The sequence below is a fragment of the Pseudomonas sp. BRG-100 genome, assembly GCF_000737955.1.
Classification (GTDB): Bacteria; Pseudomonadota; Gammaproteobacteria; order Pseudomonadales; family Pseudomonadaceae; genus Aquipseudomonas; species Aquipseudomonas synxantha_A.
Genome location: NZ_JPRX01000001.1, coordinates 3141554 through 3143951, shown reverse-complemented (window position 1 = coordinate 3143951; position 2398 = coordinate 3141554). Strand labels below are relative to the sequence as shown.

1 protein-coding gene is annotated in these 2398 nt (G+C 56.3%); it reads right to left on the bottom strand.

The window, feature by feature from the left end; all coding sequences use genetic code 11:
* Positions 1 to 2398, bottom strand: a 2398-nt coding sequence (locus JH25_RS13495) for an immunoglobulin-like domain-containing protein (RefSeq protein ID WP_442961409.1), incomplete at both ends; no start/stop codon positions are given.

Sequence of the window (2398 nt, the reverse complement as noted above, 5' to 3'; positions counted from 1 at the left end):
TTGATCGCCTTTGTAGACATCATCCGGTGCCAAGATCGAAACAGTGCCGCTGGACTGATTCACTCCGATGGTGATGGTCTCGCCGTTATCCAGCGTGACGGTCAGCGGATTGGTGATGTTAGTCACCGGCGCGCCGTTTTTATCCACAAGGCTGGCGGTGTAAACGATATTGCCGCCTTCACCGACGGTGGTGGTAGCGGTCAGGACCACATCGACCTTGTCGATGGTGTCGTTGATCGTGGTGGTTGCGCCGTTGCCCGCAACTTCCAGTTTTTCGAAGTTGCCGCCGGAAGCGTCGGTGATCTTGACCGTCTGCGTGCTCTTGTCGATGAACACGTCATCGGTAGGTGCAGGGACGGTCACGGTGCCGACCGTGTCGCCCGCTTTGATGGTGATCGACGAGCCGTTATCCAACTTCAAGGTGACGTCGGTGCCGGCCTTGTTGCTCAAAGTTGCGGTGTAGGTGATCTGGCCACCTTCGCTCACTGCGTTTGGCGCGGTCAACGTGACAGTCGTAGTGTTATCGGTACCCGGTGTGTCAGTCACAGTTGTAGTGACTTTATCGGTCCCTGGAACCAAATTCTCGAAGTGCTCGCCGCCAGTCACACCTTGAATGGCGGTAGTGACGGTCTGGTCGCCTTTGTACACATCATCCGGTGCAAGAACCGACACGCTAGCGCTGGATTCATTCACGCCAATGGTGATGGTTTGGCCGTTATCCAGAGTCACGGTCAGCGGGTTGGTGATGTTGGTCACCGGTGCGCCGTTCTTATCCACAAGACTGGCGGTGTAAACGATATTGCCGCCTTCACCTACGGAGGTGGTGGCAGTCAGAACTACGTCCACCTTGTCGATGGTGTCGTTGATCGTGGTGGTGGCGCCGTTGCCCGCGACTTCCAACTTCTCGAAGTTGCCGCCTGTGGCTTCGGTGATTTGAACGGTCTGCGTGCTTTTGTCGATGAACACATCATCGGTAGGCGCAGGCACGGTCACAGTGCCGACGGTGTCGCCCGCTTTAATGGTGATCGACGAACCGTTATCCAGCTTCAACGTGACGTCAGTGCCCGCTTTGTTGGAAAGCGTGGCGGTGTACGTAATTTGACCACCTTCGTTAACGGCGTTAGGCGCGGTCAGCGTCACGGTAGTGGTGTTATCGGTGCCAGGGGTATCCGTAACGGTGGTGTTCACCGCCGTAGTGCCCGGGACCAGGTTCTCGAAATGCTCGCCACCGGTCACGCCTTGGATGGCGGTAGTGACGGTCTGATCGCCTTTGTAGACATCATCCGGTGCCAAGATCGAAACAGTGCCGCTCGACTGATTCACGCCGATGGTGATGGTTTCGCCATTATCCAAAGTGACAGTCAGCGGATTGGTGATGTTAGTCACCGGCGCACCGTTCTTATCCACAAGGCTGGCGGTGTAAACGATGTTGCCGCCTTCGCCGACGGTGGTGGTGGCGGTCAGAACTACGTCCACCTTGTCGATGGTGTCGTTGATCGTGGTGGTTGCGCCGTTGCCCGCAACTTCCAGTTTTTCGAAGTTGCCACCCGTGGTTTCGGTGATTTGAACGGTCTGCGTGCTCTTATCGATAAACACATCATCGGTAGGTGCAGGCACGGTCACGGTGCCGACGGTGTCGCCCGCTTTGATGGTAATGCTTGAACCGTTGTCGAGTTTCAACGTGACGTCGGTACCGGCCTTGTTGCTCAAGGTTGCGGTATAGGTGATCTGGCCACCTTCGTTCACCGCACTCGGCGCAGTCAACGTCACGGTCGTGGTGTTATCGGTCCCCGGAGTGTCAGTTACAGTCGTGGTGACTTTATCGGTACCTGGAATCAGATTTTCAAAGTGCTCGCCGCCGGTCACGCCGCTGATAGCAGTAGTGACGGTTTGATCGCCTTTGTACACGTCATCAGGAGCAAGAACCGAAACAGTGCCGCTCGACTGATTCACGCCGATGGTGATGGTCTGACCGTTATCCAGGGTGACAGTCAACGGATTGGTGATGTTAGTCACCGGCGCGCCGTTTTTATCCACAAGGCTGGCGGTGTAGACGATATTGCCGCCTTCGCCGACGGTGGTAGTGGCGGTCAGTACTACATCGACTTTGTCGATGGTGTCGTTGATCGTGGTGGTGGCGCCGTTGCCCGCGACTTCCAACTTCTCGAAGTTGCCGCCAGAAGCGTCAGTGATCTGGGCCGTCTGGGTGCTCTTATCGATAAACACATCATCGGTAGGTGCAGGGACGGTCACAGTGCCGACAGTGTCGCCGGCCTTGATAGTGATCGACGAGCCGTTATCCAACTTCAAGGTGACGTCAGTGCCCGCTTTATTCGAAAGCGTAGCGGTGTACGTAATTTGACCACCTTCATTCGCTTCAGACGGTGCAGTCAGCGTG